This window comes from Bacillus halotolerans (assembly GCF_004006435.1).
GTDB lineage: Bacteria > Bacillota > Bacilli > Bacillales > Bacillaceae > Bacillus > Bacillus halotolerans.
This window is the reverse complement of record NZ_CP029364.1, coordinates 369,991-395,866: the sequence shown is the minus strand read 5'-3', so window position 1 is coordinate 395,866 and position 25,876 is coordinate 369,991. Positions and strand designations below refer to the sequence as shown.

The window sequence follows — 25,876 nt, the reverse complement described above, 5'->3', positions numbered from 1 at the left end:
TGTCGATTGATTTGACTACTAAAAAAACATCGCCTGATTTGTTATTGGTCATCATTACGTTATTATTATTAACAATTGGATTAATTATGGTGTACAGTGCGAGTGCGGTATGGGCGGATTATAAATTTGACGACTCATTCTTTTTTGCGAAACGGCAGCTGCTGTTTGCGGGCATCGGAGTTATTGCCATGTTCTTTATTATGAATGTTGATTATTGGACATGGCGGACATGGTCTAAATTGCTGATGGTTATCTGTTTTTTCTTGCTGGTGCTTGTTTTAATACCAGGCGTAGGCATGGTGCGGAACGGCTCAAGAAGCTGGATCGGAGTCGGCGCATTCAGCATACAGCCTTCAGAGTTTATGAAGCTTGCGATGATAGCATTCCTTGCTAAATTTCTCTCTGAAAAGCAAAAAAACATTACATCATTCAGACGTGGATTTGTCCCGGCGCTCGGCATCGTGTTTTCCGCATTTTTGATTATTATGTGCCAGCCTGACCTCGGAACGGGAACGGTAATGGTCGGTACTTGTATTGTCATGATTTTTGTAGCCGGTGCGCGAATCGCCCATTTCGTCTTTCTCGGGCTGATCGGCCTGAGCGGATTTGTCGGACTGGTACTGTCGGCTCCATACCGGATTAAACGGATTACCTCTTACTTAAATCCGTGGGAAGATCCGCTTGGCAGCGGCTTTCAAATCATTCAATCGCTTTATGCGGTAGGGCCTGGCGGATTGTTCGGAATGGGGCTTGGCCAAAGCAGACAGAAATTCTTTTATCTGCCCGAACCGCAAACGGACTTTATTTTCGCCATCTTGTCAGAGGAGCTTGGGTTTATCGGCGGGTCGCTTATTTTGCTTCTGTTCAGCGTGCTGCTGTGGAGAGGAATCAGGATCGCGCTCGGTGCACCAGATCTATATGGCAGCTTTGTCGCTGTGGGGATTATTTCAATGATCGCGATCCAAGTTATGATCAATATCGGCGTTGTGACGGGCCTTATTCCGGTAACTGGCATCACGCTGCCGTTTCTGAGCTACGGAGGTTCATCGTTGACCCTGATGCTGATGGCTGTCGGCGTGTTGCTGAACGTGAGCCGGTACTCGAGGTATTAATGAATGTTATTAGTAAAGCGATCCTATGAAACAGGAAGCTGGGAAACAATTGAAGCGATAACCCTGTCCATAAAAACAGGGTTATCGTTATGTTATAGAGAAACTGAGACTGGGGGAAGAGTTATGCGAATTGCAATAAGCGGAGGCGGCACAGGGGGACACATTTATCCTGCGCTTGCCTTTATCAAAGAGGTGCAGCGCCGCCATCCTGATACGGAATTTTTATATATCGGAACAGAAAACGGATTAGAGAAAAAAATTGTAGAACGGGAAAATATACCGTTTCGTTCCATTGAAATTACAGGTTTTAAAAGAAAGCTTTCATTTGAAAACGTAAAAACGGTGATGCGTTTTCTAAAGGGCGTTAAAAAAAGCAAATCGTATTTAGCGGAATTTAAGCCGGATGCCGTGATTGGAACGGGCGGTTATGTGTGCGGGCCGGTTGTATACGCGGCTGCAAAAATGGGGATTCCGAGTATCGTTCATGAACAAAACAGCCTGCCGGGCATCACCAATAAGTTTCTTTCAAAATATGTTAATAAAGTAGCAATATGTTTTGAGGAAGCAAAATCACATTTTCCAAGTGAGAAAGTTGTATTTACGGGAAACCCGAGAGCCTCTGAGGTCGTCTCAATAAAGACGGGCCGCTCAATGGCTGAATTCGGACTCTCTGAAGAGAAAAAAACCGTATTAATCTTCGGCGGAAGCAGAGGCGCCGCACCGATTAACCGAGCGGTCATTGATATGCAGGATGCGCTGAAATCAAGAGCGTATCAAGTACTGTATATTACGGGCGAGGTTCACTATGAGAAAGTAATGACTGAGCTGAAAAACAAGGGTGCAGCTGACAATATGGTCACAAAACCGTTTCTTCATCAGATGCCAGAATATTTAAAGGCAATTGATGTGATTGTAGCAAGAGCGGGTGCGACGACCATTGCGGAAATTACGGCACTAGGAATCCCAAGTGTGCTGATTCCAAGTCCGTACGTAACGGCGAATCACCAGGAGGTCAATGCGCGATCTCTCGGTCAGCATGATGCTGCGATTGTGTTGAAAGAAACAGAACTCAGCGGGGAAAAGCTGATTGAAGCGCTTGACCGGATTGTGCTTGATGAACAAACATTAAAGGATATGAGCGAACGGACAAAGTCACTCGGTGTTCCTGATGCGGCTGCCCGTTTATACAGCGTACTCGAAGATTTGAAAAAATAATAGAAAAGCAAATGGAATGCGGAGGTTTACGATGGAGAAAGTGATACAAGAATTAAAAGAACGCGAAGTCGGCAAGGTGCTTGCAAATGAACCGCTCGCAAATCATACAACAATGAAAATCGGCGGTCCTGCGGATGTATTGGTCATTCCAAGCAGTGTAGATGCTGTCAAGGACATCATGGATGTTGTGAAAAAATATGAAGTAAAGTGGACAGTCATCGGCCGCGGGTCAAACCTTCTTGTATTAGATGAAGGAATCAGAGGCGTGGTCATCAAGCTGGGCGCGGGTCTTGACCACTTGGAGCTTGACGGGGAACAAGTCACTGTCGGTGGCGGTTATTCAGTCGTGCGTCTTGCTACATCGTTGAGCAAAAAAGGCTTGTCGGGATTAGAATTCGCTGCCGGAATTCCGGGATCCGTCGGAGGAGCTGTCTATATGAATGCAGGCGCTCACGGGTCTGATATGAGTAAGATCCTTGTCAAAGCGCATATTTTATTTGAAGACGGCACGATCGAGTGGCTGACAAATGAGGAGATGGAATTCACCTACAGAACGTCCGTATTGCAAAAGAAACGCCCTGGTGTTTGTCTTGAAGCCGTTCTGCAGCTTGAACAAAAGGATAAAGAATCAATCGTTCAGCAAATGCAAAGCAATAAAGACTACAGAAAGAATACACAGCCGTATTCAAGCCCTTGTGCAGGAAGCATATTCAGAAACCCGCTTCCGAACCATGCCGGCAATCTAGTGGAAAAAGCAGGCTTAAAAGGATATCAAATCGGCGGTGCGAAAATATCGGAAATGCACGGGAACTTTATCGTCAATGCGGGCGGAGCATCAGCAAAAGATGTGCTTGATCTGATCGACCATGTGAAAAAGACGATCCGTGAAAAATACGAGATTGAGATGCACACAGAGGTTGAAATCATCGGTGAAAATCGCTGATTCAAGTTCTGAACTGAAGCTGTTCATATGATATACTGTAAGCAAACGACAAACGGCATCATAGTATGCCGTTTGTTTTGGAATAGGCAGACTTTTAAGGCTGTTTCATTTGAATGAGGTGAACAGGCAATGAATCCGGGGCATGACCGAGAAAAAATCGTAAATATTGAAGAGCGGATCCCTAAAATTAAAGAGCAGAGAAAACAGAAGGCAAACCGCCGGCTTATTTCATTTATTATGCTCTTTTTTATGATGGTGCTGATCATCGTGTATCTGCAGACACCGATCAGTAAAATTTCATCAATCTCTGTTACCGGCAATGAGAATGTTTCCAAAAAGGAAATTATTGTTCTTTCCGATATCAAAAGCGGAGATACTGAATTTTGGAGTCTGGATAAGAAAAAAACAGCAAAAAAGATTCAGCAAAATAAATTAGTAAAAAAAGCAGAAATCAGCAAATCCCTTCCTAATAAAATCAACATTGCGATCGAAGAATATAAAGCGATTGCTTATTTAGAAAAAGACAATGTGTATTATGAAGTCCTTGAAAACGGTTCAGTTTTGCCAGACGAAGTAACGCCGGATGATGCGGGACCGATTTTGGTGAATTGGACAGACGCTAAAAAACGTGTTCAGATGGCCAAGCAGCTCGATGCTTTGTCAAATTCTATAAAACAATCGATTTCAGAAGTGTATTATACTCCTGTCAAAATGGATCAAAACCGGATTAAATTATATATGAACGACGGGTATGTCGTCACTGCATCCATCAAAACCTTTGCAGACCGAATGAAAACGTATCCTTCTATTATTTCACAGCTCAGCGGCAGTAAAAAAGGGATTATTCATTTAGAAGTTGCAACCTATTTTGAGGAGTTTGGAAAAAGCGATTCGTCTGCCAAAAAGGAAGATGAAAATTGAGGGGCAAATCAGCCGTCCTTCTTTCTTTGATTATGCTTATCGCCGGCTTTTTAATTTCTTTTTCTTTTCAGACGACAAGAGAAAACCACAAAAGCATGACAGAGACGGAAGAATGGAAAAAAGAATATGCCCTGCGGGATGAACTGCTGAAACAAGAGAAAGAAAACAAGGACCTTGAAAAAGAACTGTATCAAAAGCAGAACAAAGTCCGTCAGACTGAAAATAAGATGAAGAACGAAAAAACAGAATACTATAACGTCCTGGAAGATGTAGAAAAGTACAGAATGTATATTGGGGAAGTCGGTGTACAAGGAGAGGGCGTTCAAGTGACTTTGGAAGATGCTTCTTACATACCGGAAGGAGAGAACGTGAACAGCTACATCGTTCACGAAAGCCATCTCTTTCAAGTCATAAATGAACTGTATATATCTGGTGCGGCAGCCGTCTCCGTCAACGGCCAGCGGCTGACCCATGATTCCTACATCAAGTGCAACGGGCCGGTCGTAACGGTGGACGGGGTGCAGCACCCCGCCCCGTTTGTCGTTTCTGCCATCGGAGATCCTGATGTCCTGCTTCCTTCGTTAAATATAGCAGGAGGCCTGATCGATCAGCTTTCTATGGATCATATTTCTGTTACTGCAGAAAAAAAGAAAAATGTACAAATGGAACCCATTCTGAAAACGAAGGAATGACTGGAAAAGCGGGTGAAGTGATTGAAAATAAAGCGTTCCTTCATTAGCATCAGCGTGCTTATGGTTATATTCGGCCTTATGATATCTGTTCAATTTAATTCTTTAAAGCATCCACAAGTCCGAGATACAAGAGATATGTGGGATATAAGAGAAGAGCTTACATCAGAGCAGAAGAAGCAGGAAGAGCTGCTGGCTGAAATTAAAAAGTATGATAAATTGCTGAATACCTATACGCAAAACAAAGAATTGACAAAAGAAACAGCGCTCAATAATACATTACAAACCTTAAAAAAAACAGCCGGCATGACCGATATAACAGGTAGCGGAATTGTCATCACCCTTTCTCCGCTTTTTTCTGAAAGCGTAACTGGAGAGGCGATCAAAAATCCACCGCCGGATTTACTAAAGAAGCTGATCAATGAACTCAACTCCTATGGTGCTGAGCATATCTCAATAAATGAGCGAAGAGTTGTGAATTCTTCAGTGATACGGGACATAAACGGCACAACAAAAATAGACGGATACAGCCTTGATGATTATCCTTTAACAGTAAAAGTGCTTGCTGAAGATCCGGACAAGCTGTACAGCAGGGTAAAGGGGTCCGATTTAGAGGATATCTTTGCTTCTGAAAATGTAGCGTTAAAAGCAGGTAAATCTGACAGCAGCCTGACTTTAAAAGCTTATGACAGAGCAGTGGACGTACAACAGCTAAAACCGCTGAAAGACTAAAAGGGAGGAGAATTGTCATGTGGCTGCCCGTGCTTGGACTCGTGCTCGGAATAACGATCGGATTGATGACAAACTTAACGATACCGAGTGAATACTCAAATTATTTATCACTTGCGGTGCTTGCTGCACTTGATACTCTAATCGGCGGAATCAGGGCGCATTTACAAGGTACATATGATGAAATGGTATTTGTTTCCGGTTTCTTTTTTAATATTATATTGGCAATAAGTTTAGCTTTTCTGGGAGTCCATCTTGGTGTAGACTTGTATTTAGCAGGTATATTCGCATTTGGAGTCAGGTTATTTCAGAATATAGCCGTTATAAGAAGAAATCTACTAACAAAGTGGACTCTTTCTAAAAAAAATAAAAAAAATGTGATATAAAAGAGGATATACATAGGATATAACGAATATTTTCAATAAACATAAAATGTGAAAAGCACATAAGGAATATTCCGTTGTTATTTTTTGTTACACACTTGTAAAGCCACATTCATTGTATTGTTGTTCCCCAAATAATAGAATAGAAATGATCGAAATGTGAGGAGGTGCCATAGAATGAACAACAATGAACTTTACGTCAGTCTTGACATCGGTACGTCCAATACAAAAGTGATCGTCGGAGAAATGACAGATGATTCCCTAAATATTATCGGTGTGGGAAATGTACCGTCTGAAGGGTTGAAAAAAGGCTCAATCGTTGATATAGATGAGACCGTTCATTCTATAAGAAAAGCGTTTGACCAAGCTGAAAGAATGGTAGGTTTTCCGCTTAGAAAAGCTATTGTCGGCGTTAATGGAAATTATATCAATATTCAAGATACAAACGGTGTTGTAGCAGTTTCCAGTGAAAATAAAGAAATTCAAGTAGAAGATGTCCGCCGCGTCATGGAAGCGGCTCAGGTTGTTTCAATACCGCATGAACAGCTGATAGTCGACGTCATTCCTAAACAATTTATCGTAGATGGAAGAGATGAAATTACCGACCCGAAAAAAATGCTAGGTGTGCGTTTAGAAGTAGAGGGCACACTGATCACCGGTTCAAAAACAATATTACATAACTTGCTTCGCTGCGTTGAAAGAGCCGGTGTTGAAATAACTGATATTTGTCTACAGCCGCTGGCAGCCGGTTCTGCTGCTTTGTCAAAGGATGAGAAAAATCTCGGTGTGGCTCTCATTGATATAGGCGGAGGGTCAACCACCATTGCCGTGTTCCAGAACGGACACCTGACTTCTACCCGTGTCATTCCTCTCGGAGGCGAAAATATCACCAAAGATATCTCCATCGGATTGAGAACGTCCACAGAAGAAGCGGAACGTGTGAAAAAACAATTTGGACATGCCTACTATAACGAGGCTTCAGAAGATGAAGTATTTGAGGTAACCGTTATAGGCACCAATCAAAAACAAACATTTACACAGCAGGAAGCAGCGAATATCATAGAAGCAAGAGTCGAAGAAATTCTTGAGATTGCTTCAGAAGAACTTCGCAATATGGGAATTAGCGATCTGCCGGGAGGCTTCGTGCTGACAGGGGGACAAGCAGCAATGCCTGGTACCATGTCACTAGCGCAGGATGTGCTGCAAAACAATGTCAGAGTGGCGAGTCCGAATTATATCGGTGTAAGAGATCCTCAGTATATGACGGCAGTTGGCATGATTCAATTCGCCTGCCGGAATGCAAGAATTCAAGGCAGAAAAATTGGCTTCAAGATGCCTGAAGAAGCGATACAGGAAATCGCCGTCTCATCAGCAGAGGAACAAGAGCAGCATCATCACCAAAATGAGATGCAGCAACGGCCAAAAGGAAAACAAAAAACACAAGCCGAACATAACAAACAGAGCAAAATGAAAAAACTATTAAGCATGTTTTGGGAATAGATAGATAGTCATTCGGCAGATTAGGAGGATTTAGCATGTTGGAGTTCGAAACAAACATAGACGGCTTAGCATCAATTAAAGTAATCGGAGTAGGAGGCGGCGGTAACAACGCGGTCAACCGAATGATTGAGAATGAAGTGCAAGGAGTAGAGTACATCGCGGTAAATACGGACGCTCAAGCTCTTAACCTGTCAAAAGCGGAAGTGAAAATGCAAATCGGCGCAAAGCTGACTAGAGGATTGGGAGCAGGTGCAAATCCGGAAGTCGGGAAAAAAGCCGCAGAGGAAAGCAAGGAGCAGATTGAAGAAGCGCTAAAAGGCGCTGACATGGTATTCGTAACAGCTGGTATGGGAGGCGGAACAGGAACAGGTGCCGCACCGGTTATTGCGCAAATCGCAAAAGATTTAGGAGCATTAACAGTCGGAGTCGTTACAAGACCGTTTACGTTCGAAGGTCGCAAAAGACAGCTGCAGGCGGCGGGCGGAATTTCTGCAATGAAAGAAGCGGTGGACACGCTGATTGTGATCCCGAACGACCGTATTCTTGAAATTGTTGATAAAAACACGCCGATGCTTGAAGCATTCCGTGAAGCTGATAACGTACTCCGTCAGGGGGTTCAAGGTATTTCTGACCTGATCGCTACTCCTGGTCTCATTAACCTAGACTTTGCTGATGTGAAAACGATCATGTCAAACAAAGGATCTGCTTTAATGGGTATTGGTATTGCGACTGGAGAAAACCGTGCTGCAGAAGCTGCGAAAAAAGCCATTTCCAGTCCGCTTCTTGAAGCAGCAATTGATGGCGCGCAAGGCGTCTTAATGAACATTACTGGCGGAACAAATCTGAGCCTTTATGAAGTTCAGGAAGCAGCAGACATTGTCGCTTCTGCATCTGATCAGGATGTAAACATGATTTTCGGTTCTGTTATTAACGAAAATCTTAAAGATGAGATTGTGGTTACGGTGATTGCCACTGGTTTTATCGAACAGGAGAAAGATGTTACGAAACCCCAGCGTCCATCATTAAACCAGAACATCAAATCACATAATCAGAGTGCTCCAAAACGTGAGCCGAAACGAGAGGAACCACAGCATCAAAACACAGTCAGCCGTCAAACCTCACAGCCGGCTGACGATACGCTAGATATTCCGACATTCTTAAGAAACCGCAATAAACGCGGCTAATTGAAAGGACAAAATCGTTTTCGATTTTGTCCTTTTTTATTTTTTCCTCTATCATTTCCATTCATCTCTCATGTCTTTTGAACTATGTCTTCCTACACATAACAACAAATCAACCTATTATACCTACTGATATTTCATGACGATATAATCATTTTCATTTATATGGAAATACGATGACAGAAAACGACAATATCTGTAATTGAGATTGTCTACAGTTAACGTACAGCGAAGTTTTGACAAACAAATTGAATGTTAAAGGAGGGACGACATTTTTTTACAAAGTGGTTTAAAAAAGGGGGATAAAAAATGAGGAAACAAACGAAAAACAGGCTGATCAGTTCTGTTTTGAGTACAGTTGTCGTCAGTTCACTGCTGTTTCCGAGTGCAGCCGGTGCAAGCAGCAAAGGCGCTGCTTCTTCTGTAAAACAGGAGCTTCAATCTTCTGAATCGATTCAAAACAAGATTTCCAGCTCATTAAAGAAAAGCTTTAAAAAAGAAGAAAAAACTACTTTTCTGATCAAATTTAAAGATCAAGCTGACACCCAAAAAGCAGCAAAATCAGCTGTCAAAAAAGCGAAATCTAATAAGCTGACCGCTGCTAAAACGGAATATCAAAAGCGTTCGGCCGTCGTGTCTTCGTTAAAAGTGACAGCTGATGAAGCTCAGAAAGACGTCTTGAAATATTTAAACAGCCAGAAAAATAAAGGGAATGCCGATGATATTCACTCCTATTATGTGGTAAATGGAATTGCTGTACATGCTTCAAAAGAAGTCATGGAGAAAGTGGCGCAGTTCCCTGAAGTAGAAAAGGTGCTTCCGAATGAAAAACGGCAGCTTTTTAAGTCATCCGCTTCCCCATTCAATATGAAAAAAGCACAAAAAGCGATAAAAGCAACTGACGGTGTAGAATGGAATGTAGACCAAATAGACGCACCGAAGGCTTGGGAGCTTGGCTATGACGGAACGGGTACGGTTGTCGCCTCCATTGATACCGGGGTTGAATGGGAACACCCTGCATTAAAAGAAAAATATCGCGGGTTTCATCCGGAAAGCCCCAATGAGCCTGATCATGACATGAACTGGTTTGATGCTGTAGCGAACGAGTCAAGTCCATACGATGATCTTGATCACGGCACTCATGTAACAGGTACAATGGTTGGCTCTGAGCCTGATGGCACGAATCAAATTGGTGTCGCACCTGGCGCAAAATGGATTGCTGTTAAGGCGTTTTCTGAAGATGGCGGGACAGACGCTGACATTTTGGAGGCTGGTGAATGGATTTTAGCTCCAAAGGACGCAGAGGGCAACCCTCATCCGGAAATGGCTCCGGATGTCGTCAATAATTCTTGGGGCGGGGGCTCCGGCCTTGATGAATGGTACAGAGATATGGTCAATGCCTGGCGGGCGGCCGACATTTTCCCGGAATTCTCTGCGGGAAATGCTGATCTCTTTAACCCGGGAGGACCTGGTTCTATTGCGAATCCTGCCAATTATCCGGAAGCGTTTGCGACCGGAGCGACTGATATTAACAAAAAGCTTGGCGATTTTTCACTTCAGGGACCGTCGCCTTACGATGAAACAAAGCCGGAAATTTCTGCTCCAGGCGTAAACATCCGGTCTTCAGTTCCCGGCCAGACATATGAAGACGGATGGGATGGCACGTCGATGGCAGGACCGCATGTTTCTGCTGTTGCTGCGCTATTGAAGCAGGCAGACGCCTCACTTTCTGTCGATGAGATGGAGGATATATTGACAAGCACGGCTGAGCCATTAACGGATTCTACATTCCCTGACTCTCCGAATAACGGATACGGTCATGGTTTGGTGAATGCTTTTGATGCCGTATCAGCGGTTACAGACGGTTTAGGAAAAGCAGAAGGGCAAGTTTCTGTCGATGGGGAAGATGAGGAGCTGCCTGGCTATCAGCATGAGAAAGTAAATGAAGCTTATGAAGGTGCCAGCCTTCCGCTTACCTTGACAGCTGAAGACAATGTGAGTGTGACATCCGTGAAATTGTCCTATAAGCTGGATCAAGGCGAATGGAACGAGGTCAAAGCTAAACGAATCAGCGGAGATCATCTGAAAGGAACGTACCAGGCGGAAATCCCAAGTATAAAGGGGACCGCATTAAGCTATAAGTGGATCATTCAGGATTTTGGCGGCCATGTTGTAGAGTCTGACATATATGATGTAACCGTGAAACCTAGCATCACTGTTGGATACAAGCAGGATTTTGAAACAGAACCAGGCGGCTGGCTTACGAGCGGAACAAATAATAACTGGGAGTGGGGAGTTCCGGAATCAGGCCCTAATGCAGCTGCATCAGGAGAAAAAGTATATGGGACAAACCTGACTGGAAATTATGCCAATGGAGCGAATATGAATCTCACTATGCCTCCAATTGACGTGCCTGATTCAGGCGGCCTGTTTCTTCAATTTAAAAGCTGGCACAACCTGGAAAATGATTTTGATTATGGCTACGTTTTTGTTTTACCGGAAGGCGAAACGAATTGGGAGCAGGCAGGGGTCTATAACGGAAAGACTTCAAACTGGACCAGCGAAGAAATTAATTTATCCGCATACAGAGGCCAAAACATTCGAGTGATGTTTAACCTTCAGTCTGATGAAAGCATTGCAAAAGAGGGCTGGTACGTTGATGATGTTCAGCTTTCAGACAAATCTTCCGGGAAAACAGCCAAAAAGAATAAGCTGGGCGTACAAAAACCGGCAGAAAAGCAAAAGAAAAAAGCGGTTAATCCAAAAAAGGCTAAGCCATCAACAAATACAGCTGCCAAAACAAAACATAGTGCTGATATGCAGCCGCAAGCATTGCCGCTCAGAGCACAGGTCAGTGTGGTTGAAACAGGAAAATCAACCTATTCAGACCAATCAACCGGACAGTACAAGCTGACGCATAAAGCAGGAGACTACACGCTTATGGCAGAAGCTTACGGCTATCAATCAAAAACGCAAAAAGTGTCTTTGCAGGCAGATCAGACAACCCAAGCTAATTTTACGTTAGAAGAAATAAAGAAAGGCACATTAAAAGGCACTGTCATCAATAAAACAACAGGAGAGCCGGTAAAAGGCGCTTCCGTCTATGTTATCGAGGATGCCGCGGTTGAACCGGCAACTACAAACGACAAAGGAGAATATACACTTGAGGCCTACGAGGGCTCTTACACCATTAAAGTGGCTGCACCGGGCTATTACAGTGATGAATTTTCCGTTGATTTAAAAGGTGATATCACAAAAGAAACTGTGCTGAAGCCTTTCGTCGGTTATCCGGGCGAGATCGGATACGATGACGGAACAGCGGAGAATGCAAATTCCTATTTCGCGGCCGGAAACGGATGGGCGGTTAAAATGTCACTGGCTGACGGCAAGGAAAAAGGCATGCTGACAGGAGGGCTATTCAGATTCTGGGATACGGAGTTCCCTGATCCTGGCGGCACAGAGTTTAAGGTCGAGGTTTACGATGCTACAGGGAAAGATGGAGCACCCGGCAAAAAAATTGCGGGACCATATAACGCGGAAGCTCTTCGTAATGGCGAATGGACGAAAGTCGATCTCAGCTCGAAGGGGATTATGGTCGATAAAGACTTTTATCTTATATATATCCAGTCAAAACCCGATCCATATTCACCAGGCTTGGCAATGGATGAAACCGGGCAGTACTCAGATCGCAACTGGCAGTATGTTAACGGAACATGGCAAAAAGGAGATAAAGAAGACGGCAACTATATGATTCGCGCGTTAGTCGATTATGAAGCTGCCGTACCTGTCATTACTTCTCCTGAAGATAAAGCATACACCAATAAGGAGAACGTCACGGTAAAAGGAAAGGCATCTCCGGGGACGACTGTAACCCTTTATAATGGTGAAAAAGAAGCAGGAGAAACGAAAACTGCCGAAGATGGCACGTTCGAGGCAGGAGTTTCACTCAGCAAAGGGGAAAACAAGCTGACAGCGGCTGCATCAACAGACTCCGGAACGACAGATGCTTCAAGTCCTGTCACGGTCACACTTGATCAAGACAAGCCTGAACTGACGCTCGACAATCCAAAGGATGGCGAGAAAATCAATAAAGAAGCGCTGACTGTTAAAGGCACTGTTTCAGATGACAACTTGAAAGAAGTAAAGGTTAATGGCAAAAAAGCAACGGTCACAGACGGTTCCTACTCTGCCCGTATCCTTTTGGAAAACGGAAGCAACGAAGTAAAGGTGACAGCCACTGACTTAGCAGGCAACAAAACGACGAAAAAAGCTGTCGTCAATGTGAATTTTGACCAGCCAGTCATTACCGGACTGATTCCTGGTGAGGACAAAACCTTAAAAGCCGGTGAATCGGTCAAAATCGCTTTTTCAAGCGCGAAAGGTGCAGATGCAACGTTTGTCATTCGCCTGCCGCTCACAAATGCAAGAGCGAATGTACAAAACGCTACCGAGCTGCCGTTAAGAGAAATTTCTCCGGGACGATATGAAGGCTACTGGACAGCAACTTCTTCTATTAAAGCAAACGGAGCTAAAGTAGAGGTTATCGTTCGAGACGGTTACGGCAATGAAACCAGAAAAACAGCGAATGGAAAACTTTATATCAATACTGAAAAGTAAGTGTAAGAAAGCTGCCGCTCTTGGCAGCTTTTTTTCTATATACTCTCATTTATTCCCTCGACAAATTAAGCAGTTATCCCTGAAAAATTGTATGGGCCTCTCAACATTAATTGACAGACTTTCCCACAGAGCTTGCTTTATACTTATGAAACAAGAAGGGGAACAGCGTGATGCAAGAAAGAAAGGGGTCAGGTGTGAAAATCTATTTAGATGTCATTTGGCTGTTAAACTTTTGTTTTGACGCACTGTTGCTTTTACTGACGGCTTTTATTTTGAAACGCCATGTAAAAAAAAGAAGATTGATAGGCGGCGCGTTTATCGGGTCAAGTATTGTCCTTTTGATGTTTACTCCTTTCTCGCCGATCGTTGAGAACCCGGCCGGAAAGCTCGCTTTTTCGGTTGTCATTGTGCTCGTGACATTCGGTTTTAAGCGGTTTCGCTATTTCTTTCAAAATTTGTTTTCCTTTTATTTTGCTACTTTTCTAATGGGAGGGGGAATAATCGGAGCACATTCATTGCTGCAGTCAAACTCTATTGTCAGAAACGGTGTCATGATCACCAATCAAACCGGATTTGGCGACCCGATCAGCTGGATGTTTATCGTGGCTGGCTTTCCCACATTATGGTTTTTTTCCAAGAGAAGAATCGAAGATATTGAAACAAAAAACATTCAATATGAGGAACGAGTCAGGGTACAGGCGGACCTGGGCGGCCAAACACTGCACGCAAGAGGCCTGGTGGATTCCGGCAACCAGCTGTATGATCCGCTCACAAAAACGCCGGTCATGATTCTTCACATTGATAAGCTTGAACCAATTTTCGGAGAGGCTGAAACGGTGATTATCCGAAATGCAGACCCGATGGAAGCGATTGAACAGCTTGATGATTCGTTTCGTTTTTTAGATAAAATGAGGCTGATCCCATATCGGGGAGTAGGCCAGCAGCATCAATTTTTATTATGTATCAAACCGGATCATGTAACGATTATGACAAAAGATGAAATGATTTCCGCGGATAAATGCTTAATCGGCATCAGCACGTCAAAGCTGTCGGCAGATGGAGATTTTGACGCGATTATTCATCCGAAAATGCTGTCCGGAAAGGCCATTAAGCACGTATCCTAATGTTCGCAAATGTCCGTTACTTATCATACTCATAAGACGTGACATTTAGAAGGGAGAGGAAGATGAAAAAACTTAAATTGCGGTTGACGCACCTCTGGTATAAGCTGCTGATGAAACTGGGCTTAAAAAGCGATGAAGTGTATTACATAGGAGGGAGTGAAGCTTTGCCGCCGCCATTATCAAAAGACGAGGAGCAGGTTCTATTAATGAAGCTCCCAAGCGGCGACCAGGCGGCCCGCGCTATTTTGATCGAACGCAACCTGCGGCTTGTCGTCTATATCGCACGGAAATTTGAAAACACGGGAATTAATATTGAAGATTTAATCAGCATCGGCACCATTGGATTAATCAAAGCTGTGAATACCTTCAATCCGGAAAAGAAAATCAAGCTGGCTACATATGCCTCTCGCTGTATCGAGAATGAAATCCTGATGTATTTAAGGAGAAACAACAAAATCCGTTCAGAAGTTTCTTTTGATGAACCGCTTAATATTGATTGGGACGGCAATGAGCTTCTGCTTTCTGATGTGCTGGGCACGGATGACGACATCATCACAAAGGACATTGAAGCAAATGTGGATAAAAAGCTTCTAAAAAAAGCGCTCGAACAGTTAAATGAGAGGGAGAAACAAATCATGGAACTGCGTTTTGGGCTCGTCGGCGAAGAGGAAAAGACCCAAAAGGATGTTGCGGATATGATGGGGATTTCCCAATCCTATATTTCCCGTCTGGAAAAAAGAATCATTAAAAGATTGCGAAAAGAATTCAACAAAATGGTGTAAAAAATTTTTGCGGCTTAATCCCTTGATTCTACAAGGATTTCCCAATTATGACTATTTTTCGGTTTGAGTGCAGTGCATATTTTTCCCACCCGAGGAGATACTTAACGTTGTACAGCAGCTCCTGTAGGGAGGGAAAAAAGTGTCGAGAAATAAAGTCGAAATCTGCGGGGTGGATACCTCCAAATTACCCGTACTCAAGAATGAAGAAATGAGAAAGCTGTTTAGGCAATTGCAGGACGAAGGTGATGATTCAGCCAGAGAAAAGCTTGTAAACGGGAACTTGCGTCTTGTCTTAAGTGTCATTCAAAGATTTAATAACAGAGGGGAGTATGTTGATGACTTATTTCAAGTCGGCTGTATCGGACTAATGAAATCCATTGATAATTTTGATCTAAGCCACAATGTTAAGTTTTCAACATACGCTGTACCTATGATTATCGGAGAAATCCGCAGGTATTTGCGCGATAATAACCCGATACGTGTCTCGAGATCACTTAGGGATATCGCATATAAGGCACTCCAGGTAAGAGAACGGTTAATCAGTGAGACAAGCAAGGAGCCGACGGCAGAGGATATCGCCAAAGTTCTTGAAGTACCGCACGAAGAAATTGTGTTTGCACTCGACGCCATTCAAGATCCGGTATCTCTTTTTGAACCGATCTACAATGACGGCGGAGATCCGATTTATGTCATGGATCAAATCAGTGATGAACGCAACAAAGATACACAATGGATTGAAGAGCTGGCTTTGAAAGAGGGCATGAGAAGGCTGAACGAGAGGGAAAAAATGATTTTAAGAAAACGGTTCTTCCAAGGAAAAACGCAAATGGAAGTAGCCGAAGAAATCGGGATTTCTCAAGCACAGGTGTCCAGACTGGAAAAGGCAGCAATCAAACAAATGAATAAGAATATTCATCAATAGCATGGACGTGGAAAGCCTTTAAAACAGAAATTGTTTTAAAGGCTTTTCTATTTAGAAGCGGGCGGTTTACGTTTTCGAAAAAGTAAGGTATCCTAGTCCGTACACAGTTTTGTGAAAATTAAAACAATTATTCGGTTTGGAAAGAGGAGGACCACAATGATTTTGCAGCTTGACAATGTCTCACTAAAACGGAATGGAAAATGGATACTAAAGGATATTCATTGGAAAGTAGAAGAAAAGGAGAACTGGGTGCTTTACGGATTAAATGGAGCAGGGAAGACTGCGCTGTTAAATATGCTATGCTCTTACTATTTTCCGACAACAGGCGAGATGCAGGTGCTTGGTCATGTATTCGGAAAAACGGAGCTGGGAGATAAACTCAGACGAAAAATCGGCCTTGTCTCAGCGGGTCTTCAGCAAAAATTGTATCCGGCAGATTCAGCTTTTGAAATTGCTCTGAGCGGGGCATATGCTTCGATTGGCTTGTATGAAACACCAAGTGCGGAAATCAGAGAAAAAGCGATTGCCCTGCTCGAGGACTTAGGAGCCATTGATTATGCCGACCGCCGCTACGAAACTCTTTCTCAAGGAGAGAAACAAAGAGCTTTAATCGCAAGAGCGCTAATGGCTGATCCGGAGCTGCTTATACTGGACGAACCAGTTACAGGACTTGATTTTATTGCCCGGGAAAAACTGTTAGATACGATTACGCACATTGCAAGCAGGGAAAATGCGCCGTCTATTCTTTATGTTACGCATCATGCGGAAGAAATTTTGCCGATTTTTGATAAAGCCCTCTTGTTAAAAAAGGGAGAAGTCTTTAGGTCAGGACAAATGAAAGACATGCTGACAGACGAATCACTTTCTTCTTTTTTTGATACGCCGATCCGTGTATTATGGAATCAGGATCGTCCGTTTTTAACAAGAGCTGAGCCGGTGACAAATGCATAACAACATACGATTCATCCTGGGGGTGCTTTCGAAGCTGAGAGAGACGCTGGTCTCAACCCTTATTGACCTGATCTGGATCATACCAGCGGAGGGAAGCGGTGAAAAAAGCGGAGAATGCAGCAGCTTGCACTCTGCTTTCTTTATTAAGCCGTTTCATGAATATGAAACGGCTTTTTTCTATTAAAAATAGGAGCGGATAACATGATTGATCAAGTAGAATCTTTACTGAAAAAAGTGGAAGAACAAAAGGACGAGCTCATTGAGCTTGCGAAAACGCTGATTTCTTTTAAAACACCGGCGCCGCCTGCGAGAAATACAGACAGCATCCAAACATGGATTGCACAGTTTTTGCTTGAACGGGGATTTTCTATCGACAAATGGGACGTTTATCCAGGAGATCCCAATGTTGTGGGTGTTTTAAAAGGAACAAATTCAGCCGCCTATCAAAGTTTAATCATCAATGGGCATGTCGATGTGGCAGAGGTAAAAGAGGGCGAGGACTGGGTGCATGACCCATTTTGTCCCAGTGAGAAAAACGGTTTCTTAATCGGCCGGGGGGCGCTTCAGATATGAAAGGCGGAATGGCCTGTGTGCTGTTTGCTTTAAAGCTGATTCGTGAAGCGGGCGTTGAGCTCCCGGGCGATTTGATTCTGCAATCGGTCATCGGGGAGGAAGTCGGAGAGGCCGGCACGCTTGAATGCTGCAAAAAGGGCTATCACGCAGACTTTGCAGTTGTGGCGGATACGAGCGATATGCATATTCAAGGTCAAGGCGGAGTGATTACAGGCTGGATCGAAATGAAAAGCAGTCAAACGTTTCACGATGGAACAAGACGGAATATGATCCACGCTGGCGGAGGAACCTTCGGGGCGAGCGCAATCGAAAAAATGGCAAAAATCATTTCTGGACTCGGTGAGCTGGAGCGACATTGGGCCATTATGAAAAGCTATCCTGGCTTTACCCCCGGTACAAACACAATTAATCCCGCTGTTATAGAAGGAGGCAGACATGCGGCCTTTATAGCGGATGAGTGCCGATTATGGATTACCGTCCATTTTTATCCCAATGAAACGCATGAAGAAGTGGCTGCTGAAATAGAAGATTACATCAACAGGCTGAGTGACAGTGATATTTGGCTGAGGGAAAACCGTCCTGTCTTCAAATGGGGAGGCTCTTCAATGATTGAAGAAAGAGGAGAAATTTTTCCGGCCTTGGAAGTTGATCCGGCTCATCCCGGCGTTTTAGCCCTTACGGCGTCACACGAGGAGATCAAACGGGAACGCCCGGTCATTGACGTATCTCAAACCGTAACCGATGGTGGATGGCTTTATCATGCCGGTATTCCAAGCGTAATATACGGACCGGGCGATTTATATAATGCTCATGCCGTTAATGAAGAGGTATCGATTGAGCAGCTCGTAGATTATACGAAAATCATGCTCACGTTCATCATAAGCTGGTGCAGCCGCAAAAAAGAACAATGATCATGAAAATTTCTCCTTGCTGACAAGGTTCAGCCCGCCCGTTCATATACTAGAAAAAAGGACCGAAAAAGGACGTGATGGGATGATCAGCATTTCAGAATTTCAAGTAAAGGATGTCGTCAATGTCTCTAACGGAAAAAAATTAGGGAGCATCGGTGATATTGATATCAATGTCACCACAGGAAAAATTCAGGCGATTATACTAGGGGGAAATGGAAAAGTTCTCGGTTTTTTTGGAAAGGAAGAGGAAATGGTCATTCCTTGGCGAAATATAGTTAAAATCGGAGAAGATGTCATTTTAGTCCGATTAAGTGAATCCCACGCTTAACCTGCTTTTTTGCTGCTGATTGTCAAATGCCGGAAGTCTGAACTCTTCCGGCACATTTCATTTATGAAATATGTAAATCGGCGCTAAACGAATGCAGAAAGATGTGGTAAAATAAGTGGGAAATTACGCCTTATAAATGTTTGTCGAAAGGTTGGATCATCATGAATACATATCACCCATTCAGTCTCACCACCCCCTCGACACTCATGATACAAGACTGGAAACAAACGAATCAAAACGATGCAGAAGTCATTGCCGGATTTACTACGAAAAACGGCGGTGTCAGTCAAAAACCTTTTGAGTCGTTAAATACAGGATTGCACGTTCATGACAAAGATGCAGATGTGGTTAAAAATCGTGAATATATAGCCGATATGTTTAATATTGATTTGCAGTCTTGGGTATTTGCTGACCAGACACACGACAATCGCGTCCAAAAAGTGACGCAGAGGGATAGGGGAAAAGGCGCCCGTGAGTATCACTCAGCTTTTAAAGCAACAGACGGGCTCTATACAAATGATAAAAATGTATTTTTGGCATTATGCTTTGCTGATTGTGTGCCCCTATTCTTTTTCGATCCGGTGAAATCGCTTGTCGGGATCGCTCATGCCGGATGGAAAGGCACGGTCAAACAGATTGGCAGAGAAATGGTGAAGCAATGGACCGAACAGGAGGGCTCGAAGCTTTCTGATATATACGCTGTTGTCGGACCGTCTATCTGCGGTGCGCGCTATACGGTAGATGACCGTGTGATGAATGCTGTCCGCGCATTGCCGTTTTCAGCAGATCGCGCCGTGAATCAGGCGGGGCAGGGGCAGTATCAGCTTGACCTGAAAGAGCTGAACCGACTCATACTGATTGACAGCGGTTTGGCAAATGAGCAGATTTCTGTCAGCGGTTTATGTACGGAAAGTGAGCCGTCACTTTTCTTTTCCCATCGGCGAGATCAGGGGAAAACAGGACGGATGATGTCCTTTATCGGAATGAAGGAGGCATAAAAGATCTTGCGTGTTGTTGATCATTTACGACATATAAACGAACGAATAAACGAAGCATGTAACAGATCGGGCCGCAGATCCGATGAAGTTACGGTTATTGCAGTCACAAAATATGTGTCGCCTGAAAGAGCACAGGAGGCGGTCGATGCGGGCATCAAGTGCCTCGGAGAGAACCGGGACGCCGAACTGCTTCGCAAACAGGAAATCATTAAAGGAAATCCGGAATGGCATTTTATCGGCAGCCTTCAATCAAGAAAAGTAAAAGCTGTCGTCAATTCAGTTTCCTATATTCATTCCCTGGACCGGCTTTCATTAGCGAAAGAAATTGAAAAACGGGCTGAAGGTGCTGTCCAATGCTTTGTGCAGGTCAATACCTCGCTTGAGCCCTCTAAACACGGCATGAATAAAGAAGAAGTGATACCATTCATACAGGAGCTTTCCGGCTTTGACAACATTGTTGTGGCCGGACTGATGACAATGGCTCCACTGACTGATGACCAAGATGAGATTAGAAGCTGTTTCCGAACGCTTAGAGAACTTCGTGATCAGGTTCAAGAGCTGAAACAGCCGAACGCTCCATGTACAGAACTGTCGATGGGCATGTCAAATGATTTTGAAATCGCGATTGAAGAAGGGGCTACTTATATTAGAATCGGCTCATCGTTAGTCGGAAATGAAACAGGGGGTGTACAGCAATGAGTATGAAAAATAAACTGAAAAACTTTTTCTCAATGGATGAAGAAGAATACGAATACGAATATATTGAAACTGAGCGGGATTCTCATGAAGAACAGGAACAAAAAGAAAAACCTGCTTATAATGCTGGTAAACCAGCAGCCAAACAGAATGTAGTAAGCTTGCAAAGTGTTCAGAAATCCTCTAAAGTGGTGTTGAGTGAGCCGCGCGTTTATGCGGAGGCGCAGGAAATAGCCGACCATCTGAAGAACAGGCGGGCAGTTGTCGTCAATCTTCAGCGGATACAGCATGACCAGGCGAAACGGATTGTTGACTTTTTAAGCGGCACCGTTTATGCCATTGGCGGCGATATCCAAAGAATCGGTTCAGATATTTTCCTATGCACGCCTGACAACGTAGATGTTTCAGGCACAATTTCTGAGCTCATATCTGAAGACGATCAGAGGTGGTAAAGCGAGATGATCCTTTATCAAGTTTTTTCGGTTTTAAGCTTATTAATTACAATATACTCATTTGCCCTGATCATATATATTTTTATGTCATGGGTGCCGAGTACGAGGGAAACAGCAGTCGGACGGTTTTTAGCGTCGATCTGTGAACCATATCTCGAGCCATTCAGAAAAATCATCCCTCCAATTGCAATGCTGGATATCTCGCCAATCGTAGCCATTCTTGTGCTGCGGTTTGCAACAACCGGCTTGTGGGGGCTTTATCGCATGATTGCGTTTTAAGGTGACAGTTTGATAGGGGGCTTGGCAGCAGCCAAGCCTCTTTACATAGAAGGGAAAGACGATGAGCGATATTTATCAGCACTTCAGAAAAGAAGAGCGTGCCTTTATCGATCAGGCGCTCGAATGGAAAAGAATTGTCCAGGAGCAGTACCGGATGAAGCTGACCGACTTTTTAGATCCCCGGGAGCAGGTCATTCTCGCTGCGGTCACGGGACAGGCAGATGTAGGACTGGCTTTTTCCGGCGGCTATGACAGAGCGGAGCGAAAACGGGCCATTTTATATCCTGAGTACATTACGCCGGAAGAATCGGATTTTGAGCTTCAGGCGTTTGACGTTCGCTATGCTGAAAAATTTGTGACGGTTGATCACCGGTCTCTCCTTGGTTCGTTAATGGGAATCGGTCTGAAGCGGCAAAAGTTTGGCGATTTAGTGTTTTCAGAGACGGCGGTGCAAATCATTGTCTCAGCTGATACAGCCGATTTTGTTGCGGCTCAGCTTATCCAAGCCGGAAAAGCTGCAGTCAAGCTTGAGAAAATTGACTTGTCAGACCTTGAAATTCCTGCACGAGATGTCGAAATAAGAGATGACACCGTTTCTTCTTTAAGGCTTGACGCGGTCTGCGCCTCTATGAGCAGGCAATCACGCCAGAAATCACAAACGCTGGTGAAAAACGGTCTCGTAAAAGTGAACTGGAAGGTTGTTGAAGACCCTTCTTACCAGGTTGCTGAAGGGGATATGCTCTCTATCAGGGGCTTTGGCCGCTGCAGCCTGACAAAAATCGAAGGGAAAACCAAAAAAGACAAGTGGAGAGTCACGTTTGAACGACAAAAATAGTCGGTTTTTCAGTTTTTTTCTCCATCTGTGCGAAATTTGTTTTATAATGTGAACTAGATAACCGTACTGAAATGTAAAAAATGGAGGTGGCAATATGCCATTAACGCCGAATGATATTCACAACAAGACGTTTACAAAAAGTTTTCGCGGATATGATGAAGACGAGGTAAATGAATTTCTGAGTCAAGTCAGAAAAGATTACGAAATTGTTCTCCGTAAAAAAACAGAGCTTGAAGCGAAAGTCAATGAGCTCGATGAAAGAATCGGACACTTTGCCAACATTGAAGAAACGCTGAATAAATCCATTCTGGTTGCCCAAGAAGCAGCTGAGGACGTAAAGCGCAATTCTCAAAAGGAAGCAAAGCTGATTGTTCGGGAAGCGGAGAAAAACGCTGATCGCATCATCAACGAATCTTTATCGAAATCAAGAAAAATCGCAATGGAAATCGAAGAGCTGAAAAAACAGTCTAAAGTGTTCAGAACACGTTTCCAAATGCTGATTGAAGCGCAGCTTGATCTTCTGAAAAATGATGATTGGGATCATTTGCTTGAGTATGAAGTCGACGCTGTGTTTGAGGAAAAGGAATAAATTCTCTGATTACCTTGACATTTTCTTAGCTTGTCGAATATAATACGTTCATAAATTCAGATGAAAAGACGGTTGAAAGGGACAGTCATGTTTCCATCATGCCTTCATAGCGACCCGGAGATGGTGAAAGTCCGGGATGGCCGGAATCATGTAGATCAGCCCTTAAGTTTCCTTTCTGAACTCACAGTAGGTTAGGACGTTCATCACGTTACGATGCTCGAGAGGAAAAAGCGTAAGCCTGGCTTTTTCTAAAAGGGTGGTACCGCGAGATAAGCTTTCTCGTCCCTTATGGGATGAGAGGGCTTTTTTTATTTTCTGAAAAAATTGGTGGAGGAATGAAAATGGATTACAAAGACACGCTCTTAATGCCGAAAACAGATTTTCCGATGCGAGGCAACTTGCCAAACCGTGAGCCTGACATGCAAAAGAAATGGGAGGAGCAGGATATCTACAGTCTAGTACAGGAACGGACGAAAGACCGCCCTAAATTTGTTTTACATGACGGACCTCCGTACGCAAACGGCGATATCCACATGGGCCACGCGCTTAACAAAATTTTAAAGGACTTCATCGTCCGCTACAAATCAATGAGCGGGTACAACGCACCGTATGTACCGGGCTGGGATACACACGGGTTGCCGATTGAAACAGCTCTTACAAAAAACAAAAAAGTGAACCGCAAAGAAATGTCAGTAGCTGAATTCCGCAAGCTATGCGAAGAATATGCATGGAAGCAAATTGAGGGTCAGCGTGAGCAATTCAAGCGTCTTGGAGTCCGCGGCGACTGGGAAAATCCATATGTGACACTGAAACCGGAATATGAAGCGCAGCAAATCCGCGTTTTCGGTGAAATGGCAAAACGAGGCTATATTTATAAAGGCCTTAAACCGGTTAACTGGTCACCTTCAAGTGAGTCTGCTTTAGCTGAAGCGGAAATCGAATATCAAGACAAACGCTCAGCATCTATTTACGTTGCTTTTGGCGTAAAAGACGGAAAAGGCGTGCTTGAAAATGGCGAGCGCATCATCATTTGGACAACAACGCCTTGGACGATTCCTGCAAACCTCGGCATTTCAGTTCATCCTGATCTGGAATACAGCGTGATTGCAGTCGGTGATGACCGCTTTGTTGTAGCAAGTGCACTGGTTGAAGCTGTAGCTTCTGCATGCGGCTTTGAGCAGTATGAAGTGACAAGAACGATCAAAGGGAAAGATCTCGAAAATATTATCGCTGAACATCCGCTATACGGCAGAGATTCACTCGTTATGCTTGGCGACCACGTGACAACTGACGCCGGAACAGGCTGTGTTCATACAGCACCGGGACATGGGGAAGATGACTTTATCATTGGCCAAAAATACGGCTTAGACGTCCTTTGTCCGGTTGATGAAAAAGGTGTGATGACAAGCGAAGCTCCTGGCTTTGAAGGTATGTTCTATGATGATGCAAACAAAGTGATCACACAGCAGCTCGAAGAAAAAGGCGCGCTCGTGAAGCTTGAATTCATTACACACTCCTATCCGCACGATTGGAGAACAAAGAAACCAACCATTTTCAGAGCAACTGCGCAATGGTTTGCGTCTATTAAAGATTTCAGATCAGACCTGCTGGATGCCATTAAAGAAACCAAATGGGTTCCTGAATGGGGCGAGCAGCGTTTGCACAACATGGTTCGTGACCGCGGAGACTGGTGTATTTCCAGACAGCGTGCATGGGGTGTGCCGATTCCGGTATTTTATGCTGAAAACGGCGAGCCAATCATCACAGATGAAACGATTGAGCACGTTTCAGAATTGTTTAGAAAACATGGCTCAAACATTTGGTTTGAAAAAGAAGCGAAGGATCTTCTTCCGGAAGGCTTTACGCATCCTGGAAGCCCGAACGGCACTTTTACAAAAGAACAGGACATCATGGATGTTTGGTTTGATTCTGGTTCTTCCCACCAAGCGGTGCTTGAAGAACGCGAGGATCTCGTTCGGCCGGCTGATTTATACCTTGAAGGCTCTGACCAATACCGGGGCTGGTTTAACTCATCTCTATCAACAGCAGTAGCCGTAACAGGAAAAGCGCCATATAAAGGTGTGCTCAGCCATGGGTTTGCACTGGATGGAGAAGGACGCAAAATGAGTAAATCCATCGGTAACGTCGTCGTTCCAGCAAAAGTCATGAAACAGCTTGGCGCCGACATTTTGAGATTATGGGTATCTTCTGTTGACTACCAGGCGGATGTTCGCGTGTCTGATGCGATTCTGAAGCAGGTTGCTGAAGTATACCGTAAAATCCGCAACACGTTCCGTTTCCTTCATGGCAACCTGTTCGATTTTGATCCAAAAACAAATGCGGTGGCTGTTGAAGATCTTCGTGAAGTCGATCAGTACATGCTGATTAAGCTAAACAAACTGATTGATAAAGTGAAAAAAGCGTATGACGAGTACGAATTTGCGGTTGTGTATCACAGCATCCATAATTTCTGTACAATTGAATTAAGCTCATTCTATCTGGATTTCGCTAAGGATATTGTATACATTGAGCATGCGGATCATCCGGATAGACGCAGCATGCAGACTGTATTCTACGAAACGCTGCTTGCGTTAGTGAAGCTTACAGCACCGATTCTGCCTCATACCGCTGACGAATTATGGTCTCACTTAACATTCGTTGACGAGCAGAGCGTTCAGCTGACAGACATGCCGGAAACGATTGCGGTTCCAAACAGCGAAGCGACAGAAGATAAGTTTGACCGTTTTATGTCTCTTCGTGATGATGTGCTAAAAGCGTTAGAAACAGCGCGAAATGAAAAAATCATTGGTAAATCATTGGAAGCAAGCCTGAAATTGTATCCGAATAAAGAAAACAAAGAGCTATTAGCTTCTATTAAAGAAAATCTTTCTCAGCTGTTTATTGTTTCTGAATTAACCATCAGCGAAGAAAATGAAGCGCCAAACGATGCGCAAAGCTTTGAGACAGGGAAAATCGCTGTCGAGAAAGCTGAAGGTGAAATGTGTGAGAGATCCCGTGTGATTTCTAAAGATGTAGGTGCGAACCCGAAATATCCTACATTGTCACTGCGCAACGCTGAAATCGTTGAAAAGTATTATCAGAACTAATGAAAAGAGCCCGGCGCAAAAGCCGGGCCTTTTTTTGTG

Annotated in this window: 22 protein-coding genes, 1 pseudogene, 1 riboswitch and 1 other annotated feature; all 23 genes and pseudogenes read left to right on the top strand. The window is 44.0% G+C overall.

All coding sequences use genetic code 11. The features are described from left to right. The first annotated feature begins 11 nt into the window (after positions 1-11). The 23 genes and pseudogenes from spoVE to ileS all read left to right on the top strand — a co-directional run bounded on the left by spoVE (position 12) and on the right by ileS (position 25,837). The gene (spoVE, locus tag DIC78_RS01765) at positions 12-1,112 is read left to right on the top strand and encodes a stage V sporulation protein E (protein WP_003221421.1); all 1,101 of its coding nucleotides are present in this window, start codon (positions 12-14) and stop codon (positions 1,110-1,112) included. A 123-nt stretch (positions 1,113-1,235) separates the two neighbouring features. Beyond that, positions 1,236-2,327: an undecaprenyldiphospho-muramoylpentapeptide beta-N-acetylglucosaminyltransferase gene (gene murG, locus DIC78_RS01760; protein ID WP_044155976.1), complete on the top strand. Its 1,092-nt coding sequence runs from the start codon at positions 1,236-1,238 to the stop codon at positions 2,325-2,327. 31 nt (positions 2,328-2,358) lie between these two features. Then, complete coding sequence (gene murB, locus DIC78_RS01755) at positions 2,359-3,270, top strand: UDP-N-acetylmuramate dehydrogenase (protein WP_024121317.1); 912 nt, start codon at positions 2,359-2,361, stop codon at positions 3,268-3,270. A gap of 129 nt (positions 3,271-3,399) precedes the next feature. Further along, positions 3,400-4,191, top strand: coding sequence for a cell division protein FtsQ/DivIB (locus DIC78_RS01750; RefSeq protein WP_127695285.1), 792 nt, complete (start codon positions 3,400-3,402; stop codon positions 4,189-4,191). Next, positions 4,188-4,883, top strand: a complete 696-nt coding sequence (locus tag DIC78_RS01745; RefSeq protein WP_095713793.1) for a DUF881 domain-containing protein — start codon at positions 4,188-4,190, stop codon at positions 4,881-4,883. The genes DIC78_RS01750 and DIC78_RS01745 overlap by 4 nt, the downstream gene beginning before the upstream one ends. A gap of 21 nt (positions 4,884-4,904) precedes the next feature. Further along, positions 4,905-5,612, top strand: a complete 708-nt coding sequence (locus DIC78_RS01740; RefSeq protein WP_095713794.1) for a DUF881 domain-containing protein — start codon at positions 4,905-4,907, stop codon at positions 5,610-5,612. Between the two features lie 17 nt (positions 5,613-5,629). Then, positions 5,630-5,995: a small basic family protein gene (locus DIC78_RS01735; RefSeq protein WP_010334164.1), complete on the top strand. Its 366-nt coding sequence runs from the start codon at positions 5,630-5,632 to the stop codon at positions 5,993-5,995. 174 nt (positions 5,996-6,169) lie between these two features. Next, a complete protein-coding gene (gene ftsA / locus DIC78_RS01730; RefSeq protein ID WP_127695283.1) occupies positions 6,170-7,492 on the top strand; it encodes a cell division protein FtsA in 1,323 nt (440 codons plus the stop codon). A 35-nt stretch (positions 7,493-7,527) separates the two neighbouring features. Beyond that, complete coding sequence (gene ftsZ / locus DIC78_RS01725; protein ID WP_024121324.1) at positions 7,528-8,676, top strand: cell division protein FtsZ; 1,149 nt, start codon at positions 7,528-7,530, stop codon at positions 8,674-8,676. Between the two features lie 306 nt (positions 8,677-8,982). Continuing rightward, the gene (locus DIC78_RS01720) at positions 8,983-13,290 is read left to right on the top strand and encodes a S8 family peptidase (RefSeq protein WP_127695281.1); all 4,308 of its coding nucleotides are present in this window, start codon (positions 8,983-8,985) and stop codon (positions 13,288-13,290) included. A gap of 194 nt (positions 13,291-13,484) precedes the next feature. Continuing rightward, positions 13,485-14,414, top strand: a complete 930-nt coding sequence (spoIIGA, locus tag DIC78_RS01715) for a sigma-E processing peptidase SpoIIGA (protein ID WP_106020827.1) — start codon at positions 13,485-13,487, stop codon at positions 14,412-14,414. Between the two features lie 62 nt (positions 14,415-14,476). Then, a complete protein-coding gene (gene sigE / locus DIC78_RS01710; protein WP_024121327.1) occupies positions 14,477-15,196 on the top strand; it encodes an RNA polymerase sporulation sigma factor SigE in 720 nt (239 codons plus the stop codon). Positions 15,197-15,335: 139 nt separating this feature from the next. Then, on the top strand, positions 15,336-16,118 hold the full coding sequence (gene sigG, locus DIC78_RS01705; protein ID WP_010334169.1) for an RNA polymerase sporulation sigma factor SigG: 783 nt from the start codon (positions 15,336-15,338) through the stop codon (positions 16,116-16,118). A gap of 156 nt (positions 16,119-16,274) precedes the next feature. Further along, positions 16,275-17,069, top strand: a complete 795-nt coding sequence (locus DIC78_RS01700; protein ID WP_127695279.1) for an ABC transporter ATP-binding protein — start codon at positions 16,275-16,277, stop codon at positions 17,067-17,069. An 8-nt stretch (positions 17,070-17,077) separates the two neighbouring features. Continuing rightward, positions 17,078-17,180, top strand: a riboswitch (TPP riboswitch). A gap of 90 nt (positions 17,181-17,270) precedes the next feature. After that, positions 17,271-18,553, top strand: a pseudogene (locus tag DIC78_RS01695) (acetylornithine deacetylase). An 82-nt stretch (positions 18,554-18,635) separates the two neighbouring features. Beyond that, positions 18,636-18,881 carry a YlmC/YmxH family sporulation protein gene (locus DIC78_RS01690; protein ID WP_010334173.1) on the top strand — a complete coding sequence of 82 codons (246 nt, stop codon included), beginning with the start codon at positions 18,636-18,638 and terminating at the stop codon, positions 18,879-18,881. Between the two features lie 161 nt (positions 18,882-19,042). Further along, entirely contained in the window at positions 19,043-19,879 is an 837-nt protein-coding gene (gene pgeF / locus DIC78_RS01685) for a peptidoglycan editing factor PgeF (RefSeq protein WP_127695277.1), read from the top strand. A 6-nt stretch (positions 19,880-19,885) separates the two neighbouring features. Beyond that, positions 19,886-20,578 (top strand): YggS family pyridoxal phosphate-dependent enzyme, encoded by a 693-nt coding sequence (locus tag DIC78_RS01680; RefSeq protein WP_127695275.1) that lies wholly within the window; start codon positions 19,886-19,888, stop codon positions 20,576-20,578. Then, a complete protein-coding gene (gene sepF, locus DIC78_RS01675) occupies positions 20,575-21,027 on the top strand; it encodes a cell division protein SepF (RefSeq protein ID WP_024121333.1) in 453 nt (150 codons plus the stop codon). Before DIC78_RS01680 ends, sepF begins: the two co-directional genes overlap by 4 nt. A gap of 6 nt (positions 21,028-21,033) precedes the next feature. After that, positions 21,034-21,306 carry a YggT family protein gene (locus tag DIC78_RS01670; RefSeq protein ID WP_003221463.1) on the top strand — a complete coding sequence of 91 codons (273 nt, stop codon included), beginning with the start codon at positions 21,034-21,036 and terminating at the stop codon, positions 21,304-21,306. 61 nt (positions 21,307-21,367) lie between these two features. After that, complete coding sequence (locus DIC78_RS01665; protein WP_127695273.1) at positions 21,368-22,141, top strand: YlmH family RNA-binding protein; 774 nt, start codon at positions 21,368-21,370, stop codon at positions 22,139-22,141. 94 nt (positions 22,142-22,235) lie between these two features. Next, positions 22,236-22,730 (top strand): septum site-determining protein DivIVA, encoded by a 495-nt coding sequence (gene divIVA / locus DIC78_RS01660; protein ID WP_010334179.1) that lies wholly within the window; start codon positions 22,236-22,238, stop codon positions 22,728-22,730. Between the two features lie 62 nt (positions 22,731-22,792). Beyond that, positions 22,793-23,020, top strand: a binding site (T-box leader). Between the two features lie 51 nt (positions 23,021-23,071). Further along, positions 23,072-25,837 (top strand): isoleucine--tRNA ligase, encoded by a 2,766-nt coding sequence (gene ileS, locus DIC78_RS01655; protein WP_127695271.1) that lies wholly within the window; start codon positions 23,072-23,074, stop codon positions 25,835-25,837. Positions 25,838-25,876: the final 39 nt, after the last annotated feature.

What these genes read in the sequence shown, in the direction of transcription:
- murG (WP_044155976.1), top strand. Translation starts at nt 1,236, where the DNA reads ATGCGAATTGCAATAAGCGGAGGCGGCACAGGGGGACACATTTATCCT.
- murB (WP_024121317.1), top strand. Translation starts at nt 2,359, where the DNA reads ATGGAGAAAGTGATACAAGAATTAAAAGAACGCGAAGTCGGCAAGGTG.
- DIC78_RS01750 (WP_127695285.1), top strand. Translation starts at nt 3,400, where the DNA reads ATGAATCCGGGGCATGACCGAGAAAAAATCGTAAATATTGAAGAGCGG.
- DIC78_RS01735 (WP_010334164.1), top strand. Translation starts at nt 5,630, where the DNA reads ATGTGGCTGCCCGTGCTTGGACTCGTGCTCGGAATAACGATCGGATTG.
- ftsA (WP_127695283.1), top strand. Translation starts at nt 6,170, where the DNA reads ATGAACAACAATGAACTTTACGTCAGTCTTGACATCGGTACGTCCAAT.
- ftsZ (WP_024121324.1), top strand. Translation starts at nt 7,528, where the DNA reads ATGTTGGAGTTCGAAACAAACATAGACGGCTTAGCATCAATTAAAGTA.
- DIC78_RS01720 (WP_127695281.1), top strand. Translation starts at nt 8,983, where the DNA reads ATGAGGAAACAAACGAAAAACAGGCTGATCAGTTCTGTTTTGAGTACA.
- sigE (WP_024121327.1), top strand. Translation starts at nt 14,477, where the DNA reads ATGAAAAAACTTAAATTGCGGTTGACGCACCTCTGGTATAAGCTGCTG.
- DIC78_RS01700 (WP_127695279.1), top strand. Translation starts at nt 16,275, where the DNA reads ATGATTTTGCAGCTTGACAATGTCTCACTAAAACGGAATGGAAAATGG.
- DIC78_RS01690 (WP_010334173.1), top strand. Translation starts at nt 18,636, where the DNA reads ATGATCAGCATTTCAGAATTTCAAGTAAAGGATGTCGTCAATGTCTCT.
- pgeF (WP_127695277.1), top strand. Translation starts at nt 19,043, where the DNA reads ATGAATACATATCACCCATTCAGTCTCACCACCCCCTCGACACTCATG.
- sepF (WP_024121333.1), top strand. Translation starts at nt 20,575, where the DNA reads ATGAGTATGAAAAATAAACTGAAAAACTTTTTCTCAATGGATGAAGAA.
- DIC78_RS01670 (WP_003221463.1), top strand. Translation starts at nt 21,034, where the DNA reads ATGATCCTTTATCAAGTTTTTTCGGTTTTAAGCTTATTAATTACAATA.
- DIC78_RS01665 (WP_127695273.1), top strand. Translation starts at nt 21,368, where the DNA reads ATGAGCGATATTTATCAGCACTTCAGAAAAGAAGAGCGTGCCTTTATC.
- divIVA (WP_010334179.1), top strand. Translation starts at nt 22,236, where the DNA reads ATGCCATTAACGCCGAATGATATTCACAACAAGACGTTTACAAAAAGT.
- ileS (WP_127695271.1), top strand. Translation starts at nt 23,072, where the DNA reads ATGGATTACAAAGACACGCTCTTAATGCCGAAAACAGATTTTCCGATG.